This window comes from Elioraea sp. Yellowstone (genome assembly GCF_006704265.1).
In the GTDB taxonomy this organism is placed as follows: Bacteria; Pseudomonadota; Alphaproteobacteria; order Acetobacterales; family Acetobacteraceae; genus Elioraea.
This window is the reverse complement of record NZ_VIKA01000027.1, coordinates 24,574-32,550: the sequence shown is the minus strand read 5'-3', so window position 1 is coordinate 32,550 and position 7,977 is coordinate 24,574. Positions and strand designations below refer to the sequence as shown.

Here is a 7,977-nt window from a genome sequence, read left to right as displayed (position 1 = left end):
GCACCGCGGCGGCCGCACGCACCGCCTCGGCGAGGACGCGCCCGGCCGCCTCGGCAAGCGGCACCGTCTCGACGCGGCCGAGCGGCGGGCGCGCGGCGATGCGCGCCTGCACGGCATCGAGCGGGGTCAGGACCCGGGTCGGCGTGGGGCCGTCCATTCTGCCTCGCGGATATGGGCCTGGGCCGAGTGTCGGCCGTCCGGCGTCAGATGGGAACCGTGGCCGCGGCGCGGAACCCCGGCCCGGCCCTCAGCCCTTGGCGGTCTTCTTCGGCCGGAAGCTCTCCCACTCCGCATCGGTCAGTCCCTCGAGGAAGCTGAAATTGCCCGCGCCCCTGAGCCAGCGGCCGCCGTCGATCGTGACGCAGGCGCCGTTGATGTAGGCTGCCTGGTCGGAGACGAGATAGGCGGCGAGGTTCGCCAGTTCCTCGTGCCGGCCGACGCGCTTCAGCGGCACGGTGGTGACCACGTGCTCGGCGAGGTCCTCGCGCGGGAAGAGCCGCTCCCACGCCCCCTTGGTCGGGAACGGCCCGGGCGCGATCGCGACCGTGCGGATGCCCTTGCCGCCCCACTCCACCGCCAGCGACTGCGTCATCGCGAGCAGCCCCGCCTTGGCCATCGCCGAGGGCACGACGTAGGGGCTGCCGGTCCAGGCATAGGTGGCGACGATCGAGAGCACCACGCCCGGCCGCTGCGCGGCGAGCCAGCGCCGCCCGGCCGCCATGGTGGCGTAGAGCGGTCCGTGCAGCGTGATGTTCAGCACCGCATCGGCGGCGCGGTGGCTCAGCGTCTCGGTGCGCGCGATGAAGTTGGCGGCGGCGTTGTTCACCAGCACGTCGATGCCGCGATCGGCGAAGCACGCCTCGATCGCCGCCTCGACCGCCTCCGGATCGCGCACGTCGGCGCTCAGCGTCGCGACCTCGGCATCCGTCGCCGCGCCGATCTCGGCCGCGGCGGCCTGCAGCACCTCGAGGCGACGGCCGAGCAGCACGAGATCGGCGCCGAGCTCGGCGAAGCTTTCCGCCATGGCGCGGCCGAGGCCGGTGCCGCCGCCGGTCACCAGGATGCGCTTGCCGGAGAGCAGGCCGGGGGCGAACACGCGGCTCATCCCCCGCCCACGCGGCGCATGGTCGGCGCACGAACCGTACCCGGCCGGAGCCTGGTCCCGCTGGCGGTAGCGGTCGCGCAGCCCATCGGTCGCTCCTCCCGGCGTCGTCGGTCGCGTCACCATGGCCTCCGGGCCGGCAGGCTGCAACCCGCATCGTGCCGTCGACCACGTGCCGGCCGGCAGGCTGACGCCTCCCGCCGCCGGCGGCAGGCATGGCGGGGCGCCGCGGCCGCGGGGACCCGGTTCCGACCTGCCGGAACCGTCTCCGGGGCTTCCCGGCGCGCCCCTTCACCCGATCAGATGGGTCCGCCCGATCGGGATCTGCGCTAGCATCGGCGCCGCGCAAGGGTCCGCAAGGGAGGCGACGGGGATGCCGGAAGGGGGATCGGTGCTGCGCGACCGGCACGGGGTCGCGCCCGATGCCGTGGGGCTGAACCTCTATCGCGCCGATGCCGCGCTCGCGACGCTGCTCGACCTGCATCTCGCGCCCGGTCTGCGCGCGCATCTGGAGCCGCATCTCGACGCACTCGGCGAGCTTGCCGGCGGCGAACTCGACGCGCTCGCCCGCGCGGCCGACCGCAACCCGCCCGAACTCGCCCCGCGCGACCGGTTCGGCGCCACCGCGAACGAGGTGCGCCACCATCCCGCCTACGCGGCGATGCAGCGCATCGGCCTCGGCCGCTTCGGCCTTGCCGCGATGACGCACCGAGCGGGCGTGCTCGGCTGGCCCGAGCCCCTGCCGGCGGTCGCGAAATACGCCTTCCAGTACCTCTTCGCGCAGGCCGAGTTCGGCCTGCTCTGCCCGATCTCCATGACGGACACGATGGCGAAGGTGCTGCGCCTCTACGCCTCGCCCGAGATCCGGGAGCGCTGGCTGCCGCTTCTGACCAGCCAGGATCCCGAGACCTGGGCCTCGGGTGCGATGTTCATGACCGAGCGCCAGGCGGGATCGGATGTCGGCGCGATCGAGACGGTCGCCGCGCGCCAGCCCGACGGCACCTGGCGGCTCTCGGGCGAGAAGTGGTTCTGCTCGAACGCCGGCGCGGACGCCGCGCTGGTGCTCGCGCGCGCCACCGGCGCGCCGGGCACCAGGGGGCTCGGCCTGTTCCTGCTGCCGCGCCTGCTGGAGGACGGCACGCCGAACCGCTACCGGATCGTCCGGCTCAAGGACAAGCTCGGCACGCGTGACATGGCCTCGGGCGAGATCGTGCTCGAGGGCGCGACCGCCTATCTCGTCGGCGACGTCACGCGCGGCTTCGCGCAGATGGCGACGATGGTGAACCTCTCGCGGCTCTCGAACGGCGTGCGCTCGGCGGGGATGATGCGGCGCGCGCTGATCGAGGCGACGGTCGCCGCGCAGGGGCGGATCGCCTTCGGCCGCGGCGCGATCGCCTTCCCGGCCGTCCGCCGCACCCTGATGAAGATCCGCCTGCCGGCGGAGGAGGCGCTCTCCTTCGCGCTGTTCTGCGCCTGCACCATGGACCGCGCCGATGCGGGCGACGAGCGGGCGGCACGCGTGCTCAGGCTCGCGACCCCGCTGCTCAAGTTCCGGGCCTGCCGCGATGCGCGCACGGCGATCGGGGACGCGATGGAGGTGCGCGGCGGCAACGGCTACATCGAGGACTTCGTCGAGCCGCGCCTCCTGCGCGACGCCCATCTCGGCTCGATCTGGGAGGGCACCTCGGCGGTGGTGGCGGAGGATGCGATCAGGCGAGCGGTGGGGCGCGGCAACTGCCTGCCGGACTTCGTGGCGGCGCTGACGGGGCATCTCGCCGACGTCCCTCTCGCCGCCGCCGGGCCGGTGGCGGAGGCGCTGAACCGGGCCGCCCGCTTCGCCGAGGAGGTGGCGGAGAGCGGCGACGAGGCGCTCTACCGGCAGGCCGCCTCGGGCCTCTACCATGCCGCCTGCGCGGCGCTGTTCGTCTGGGAGGGCGCGGCACTCGCCGCGCGCGGCGGCGATGCGCGGCGGGTCACCCTGGCGCGTCTCGTGCTCGACCATCGCCTCGCCGCGCGCGACCCCCTCGCCGCGGGCGACCGCGCCGACGAGGCGGCGATCACCGATGCGTGGCTGGGCGGGATCCCGCTCTCGCTCGAGGATGCGCTCGATCTGATGTAGCGCGCGCCCGCGCCGAAGGGTTGCGCACGGCACAGGGCCGCCCTGCGCCGTGCAGCGGCATGGTGCCGGCCCGGCATGCGATCCTGTCGGGCCGTGCGGGCGATCGACGCCCGCGCCGGCGCATCTCCGCAGGAGACCCCATGATCGACCTCTACTACTGGCCGACCCCGAACGGTCACAAGATCACGATCTTCCTCGAGGAGACGGGCACGCCCTACACGATCAAGCCGGTCAACATCGGCCAGGGCGACCAGTTCGATCCCGCGTTCCTGAGGATCGCGCCCAACAACCGCATTCCGGCGATCGTCGATCACGCCCCGGCCGATGGCGGCGCGCCGCTCAGCGTGTTCGAATCGGGGGCGATCCTGCTCTATCTCGCCGAGAAGCTCGGCCGCTTCATCGCCCCCGATCTGCGCGGGCGCACGGCCACGCTCGAGTGGCTGTTCTGGCAGATGGGCGGGCTCGGGCCGATGTCGGGGCAGAACAATCATTTCCGCGCCTACGCGCCGGAGAAGATCCCCTACGCGATCGCGCGCTACGAGAACGAGGTGAACCGCCTCTACGGCGTCATGGACAAGCGGCTCGAGGATCGCGACTTCCTCGCCGGCGAGTACTCGATCGCCGACATGGCCTGCTATCCCTGGGTGGTGCCGCACGAACGCCAGGGCCAGAGGATCGAGGAGTTCCCGCGGCTGAAGGCCTGGCTCGAGCGCATCGCGGCACGGCCCGCCGTGCAGCGCGCCTACGAGCTTGGCAGGCGCTACCAGGCTGCGCCGGCACCGATGGACGAGGAGCGCCGGCGCATCCTGTTCGGCCAGACGGCGGCGAGCATCGCCGCAGGCCGGCACGGTCCATGCCCGGCATGATCACGCTCTACGAACTCGCCGGTGCGGACGCGCCCCGCCGGTTCAGCCCGTATTGCTGGCGCGCCCGCATGAGCCTGCGCCACAAGGGGCTGGCCTTCGAGGGCGTGCCCTGGCGCCTCGTCGAGAAGGATCGCCTCGCGCCGGCGGGGGCGAAGCTGGTGCCGGTGATCCGCGACGGCGAGACCTGGGTGCACGACAGCATGGCGATCGCCGAGTACCTGGAGGAGCGCTACCCGGACCGGCCGAGCCTGTTCGGCGGCACGCACGGCGCCGCCCTCGCGCGCTTCGTCGCGGCCTGGACCGACCGCACCGTGCAGCTCCACGCATCGAAGCCGATCCTGATGGACATCTACGCCAGCCTCGATCCGGGCGATCGCGCCTATTTCCGCGCGACGCGCGAGAAGCGCTTCGGCAGGAGGCTCGAGGAGGTGTGCCCCGATCCGAAGGCGGAACTTCCCGCGTTCCGCCTGCTGTTCGAACCGGCGCGCCGTGTGCTGGCGAAGCAGGCCTATCTCGCCGGTGCGGCGCCGAACTACGCCGATTATGCGCTCTACGGCACGTTCATGTGGTGGCGCATGGTCAGCCGCCTGCCGCCCCTGGAACGCGCGGACGTCCTGTCGGCCTGGCTCGCGCGCATGGACCAGGCCTGCGACGGCGAAGGGGCGCGCGCGCTCGCCGCGGCCGGGATGGCTCCGGCCGGCGAGGCCTGCGGCTGACCGCGGTCACGGTCGGCCCTCTCCCGGTCGATCGACCTGACACGACGCGACCGCGCCGCGCCCGGCCGTTCCGGATCGGGCGGGGTGCGGCCGTCGCCGACCATGTCGCGCGGGTAGCCGGAGATGCGGGGATCGTAGGGGTTGCTCATGCCAGGCGCTCCGGGGTGAACAGCCGCGAGGGGGCCACGAGTTCCGCCTGCGCGGCGACGAGCGCCATCTCCTCGCGTCCGGCCGCGACGGTGGCCGCCAGCACCCCGTGCAGCGAGGAGACCGCACGCGCGAGACCCTCCGCGACCGGCAGGCCGGCGAGCGTGTGGGCGAGGAACAGCGCCGCGATCACGTCTCCGGTGCCCCTGCCGACGATCGGCAGCCGCGGGATGCGCACGCGATAGGCCTCCGCCGCGTCGAGCGCCACCACGTCGATCGCCTCCGCGGGCGTGTCCTCGACCGTGAGCGACGTGACCAGGATGCGCTTCGGCCCGCGCGCGAGCAGGCCGCGCGCGGCGCGGCACAGCGCGGGCAGGGTGCGGGTCTCGCCGCCGGTCAGCCAATCGAGCTCGAAATGGTTCGGCGTCAGGATGTCAGCCGCCGGCACGCAGCGGTCGCGGAAGAACTCGGGGATGCCGGGGCGGACGAACACGCCGCGGCCCACATCGCCGATCACCGGATCGCAGCACCAGAGGGCGCGCGGGTTGGCGCGGGTCAGCCGCGCATGCGCCTCGAGCACGGCCTCCCCGATCGCCGCGTCGCCCAGGTAGCCGGTGAGCAGCGCGTCCGTGTCGGCGAGCGAGCCGCGTTCCTCCACGCCGGCGACCACCTCGCGGACGAGCGACGGATCGACGACGGCACCGCGCCAGGCGCCGTAGCCGGTGTGGTTGGAGAACAGCACCGTGTGCACGGCGACCACCTCGGCGCCGAGTCGCTGCAGCGGGAAGACCGCCGCCGCGTTGCCGGCATGGCCGTGGGACACCCAGGACTGGATGGAGAGGATCTTCATCGAGAACTCCGAGGAAGGAACAGCGGGGGAACCTCGGTGGTTCCCCCGCACCTCCTGCCGGAGATGGTGCCTCCGGGGAGGGCGGGAGCCTTACGGTCCCCCGGCCAGCTCGAGCACGGCCTCCGTCAGCACCCGTGCACCGTTCGCGCACGCGCGCGGCTCCGCATACTCGCTCGGATGGTGACTCACCCCGCCACGACACGGGATGAAGATCATCCCCGTCGGGCACACGGGCACCAGGAACTGCGCGTCATGGAACGCCCCCGACGGCAGACGGATCGCCTTCAGCCCCTGCGAAGCCGCCGCCCGCGCCACCGCCTCCGGCACCGTCGGGCCGAAATCGGCCGGCCACGCCGTGAACCGCTCGTGCACCCGCGCCGTGCACGCCTTCAGCGCCGCCTGCACGACACCCGCGATCGCATCGCCGCGCGGCCGCAACACGGCCTCGTCCGGATGGCGGAAGTCGATCGTGAACACGACCCGGCGCGCCACGCTGTTCGAGGTGCCCGGCTCCACCGCGATCGATCCCACCGTGAAGCGCAGCACATCCGTCGGATCGTGCATCAGCGCGTTCAACGCCGCGATCGCGCGCAACGCGTCCTGCACCGCATCCTTGCGCAAGGAGAGCGGCGTCGTGCCGGCATGATCGGTCCGCCCTTCCACCGTCACCGTGAACCAGCGGCTGCCCTGGATTCCCGTCACCACGCCGATGTCCTGGCCCTCGGCCTCGAGCCGCGGCCCCTGCTCGATATGCGCCTCGACATAGGCGTGTGGCACGTAGCCGAGGGGGCGGCGCGGCAGGTCGGCCTCCTCGGCGAGCTGCGCGGCGAGCGCATCAGCATAGCGCACGCCCTCGGCATCGACGATGTCGTCGAACGCGCTCATCGGCTTGAAGCCGGCGAAGCTCATGCTGCCGGTGCAGCCGGGCGCGAAACGACCGCCCTCCTCGTTGGTCCAGGCCACGACCTCGACCGGCCGCCGCGGCCGCACTCCCGACGCCGCCAGCGCCTCGATCGCCTCCAGCCCGGCGAGCACGCCGTAGATGCCGTCGAACCGCCCGCCCTGCGGCTGCGTGTCCATGTGGCTGCCGGTCAGCACCGGCGCGAGCGACGGATCCGTCCCCTCCCAGCGCAGGAACAGGTTCGCCGCCGGATCGACGGAGACCGATGCGCCCGCCGCCTGCGCCCAGCCGATCAGGAGCCGCCGCGCCTCGCGGTCGAGCGGCGTGAGGCACGGGCGGTTCACCCCCTCGTGCCCCTCCTCGGTCGTGAACCCGCCGATCCGCGCCATCGCCATCAGGCGGTCCCACAGGCGGCCCTCGCTCACCGCCGCGACCGCATCCGCCGCCGCTCCACCCGCCATCCGCCTGTCTCCAACGCCGCGATCCTCGGCCGGACCGTGCACCATGCGCGCCCCCTTGCCAACGGGCCGCCCCGCATCGGCCTGGCCGATCCGTGCCATCACGCCACCCGTCTGGACCGGCGCGCGCCTCGCCGCCAGATAGGCGCCACCACACCGAAGGGGAGCGGATCATGGCGAAGGTGCTCGTCCTCTACTACTCGATGTACGGCCATATCGAGACCATGGCGCAGGCGGTCGCCGAAGGGGCGCGCGAGGCGGGCGCCGCCGCGACCGTCAAGCGCGTGCCCGAGCTGATGCCGGCCGAGGTCGCCAGGGCCGCGGGCGCGAAGCTCGACCAGGCCGCGCCGATCGCCGCGGTGGAGGAACTGCCCGAGTACGACGCGATCGTGTTCGGCACGCCGACGCGCTTCGGCAATGCGGCGGCACAGATGCGCAACTTCCTCGACCAGACCGGCCGGCTCTGGATGGAGGGCAAGCTCTACGGCAAGGTCGGATCGATCTTCACCTCGACCGCGACCGGCGGCGGCAACGAGAGCACGATCCTGACGCTGCTTCCCACGCTGCTGCACCACGGCATGGTCTATGTGCCCCCGGGCTACGGTCCGCCCGAGCTGATGGACCTCTCGGTGGCGCACGGCGGCAGCCCCTACGGCGCCGGCACGATCGCGGGCCCGAAGGGCGAGCGCCAGCCGCTGGCGCAGGAGCTTGCGATCGCCCGCTTCCAGGGCAGGCGCGTCGCCGAGGTGGCGGCGAAGCTGTTCGGCTGAACCCGGAGGCCGGGGCCTCAGACCTGCCCGCTGAAGGTTTGACCTTCG

Annotated in this window: 7 protein-coding genes; 4 read left to right on the top strand and 3 right to left on the bottom strand. The window is 73.1% G+C overall.

Annotated features, from left to right (window positions below):
* Positions 1–247: 247 nt before the first annotated feature.
* Positions 248–1,096, bottom strand: a complete 849-nt coding sequence (locus tag FK498_RS06325; RefSeq protein ID WP_141852699.1) for an SDR family oxidoreductase — start codon at positions 1,094–1,096, stop codon at positions 248–250.
* A 379-nt stretch (positions 1,097–1,475) separates the two neighbouring features.
* Here FK498_RS06325 and FK498_RS06320 point away from each other — a divergent pair, with 379 nt between their 5' ends.
* The 3 genes from FK498_RS06320 (at position 1,476) to FK498_RS06310 (ending at position 4,803) form a co-directional block, all read left to right on the top strand.
* Entirely contained in the window at positions 1,476–3,221 is a 1,746-nt protein-coding gene (locus FK498_RS06320; RefSeq protein WP_141852697.1) for an acyl-CoA dehydrogenase family protein, read from the top strand.
* Positions 3,222–3,361: 140 nt separating this feature from the next.
* Entirely contained in the window at positions 3,362–4,087 is a 726-nt protein-coding gene (locus FK498_RS06315; protein WP_141852695.1) for a glutathione binding-like protein, read from the top strand.
* The gene (locus tag FK498_RS06310) at positions 4,075–4,803 is read left to right on the top strand and encodes a glutathione S-transferase family protein (protein ID WP_237560854.1); all 729 of its coding nucleotides are present in this window, start codon (positions 4,075–4,077) and stop codon (positions 4,801–4,803) included. Before FK498_RS06315 ends, FK498_RS06310 begins: the two co-directional genes overlap by 13 nt.
* A gap of 145 nt (positions 4,804–4,948) precedes the next feature.
* Here FK498_RS06310 and pdxY read toward each other — a convergent pair whose 3' ends face one another.
* Together pdxY and FK498_RS06295 are read right to left on the bottom strand one after the other, a co-directional pair.
* A complete protein-coding gene (gene pdxY / locus FK498_RS06300) occupies positions 4,949–5,800 on the bottom strand; it encodes a pyridoxal kinase PdxY (RefSeq protein WP_141852693.1) in 852 nt (283 codons plus the stop codon).
* A 90-nt stretch (positions 5,801–5,890) separates the two neighbouring features.
* On the bottom strand, positions 5,891–7,261 hold the full coding sequence (locus tag FK498_RS06295) for a M20 family metallo-hydrolase (protein ID WP_237560853.1): 1,371 nt from the start codon (positions 7,259–7,261) through the stop codon (positions 5,891–5,893).
* A gap of 71 nt (positions 7,262–7,332) precedes the next feature.
* Between FK498_RS06295 and wrbA the strand changes: the two genes are divergently transcribed.
* Entirely contained in the window at positions 7,333–7,929 is a 597-nt protein-coding gene (gene wrbA, locus FK498_RS06290; RefSeq protein WP_141852691.1) for an NAD(P)H:quinone oxidoreductase, read from the top strand.
* The last annotated feature ends 48 nt before the right edge of the window (positions 7,930–7,977 follow it).

What these genes read in the sequence shown, in the direction of transcription:
- pdxY (WP_141852693.1), bottom strand. Translation starts at nt 5,800, where the DNA reads ATGAAGATCCTCTCCATCCAGTCCTGGGTGTCCCACGGCCATGCCGGC.
- FK498_RS06310 (WP_237560854.1), top strand. Translation starts at nt 4,075, where the DNA reads ATGCCCGGCATGATCACGCTCTACGAACTCGCCGGTGCGGACGCGCCC.
- FK498_RS06315 (WP_141852695.1), top strand. Translation starts at nt 3,362, where the DNA reads ATGATCGACCTCTACTACTGGCCGACCCCGAACGGTCACAAGATCACG.
- FK498_RS06295 (WP_237560853.1), bottom strand. Translation starts at nt 7,261, where the DNA reads ATGGCACGGATCGGCCAGGCCGATGCGGGGCGGCCCGTTGGCAAGGGG.
- FK498_RS06320 (WP_141852697.1), top strand. Translation starts at nt 1,476, where the DNA reads ATGCCGGAAGGGGGATCGGTGCTGCGCGACCGGCACGGGGTCGCGCCC.
- wrbA (WP_141852691.1), top strand. Translation starts at nt 7,333, where the DNA reads ATGGCGAAGGTGCTCGTCCTCTACTACTCGATGTACGGCCATATCGAG.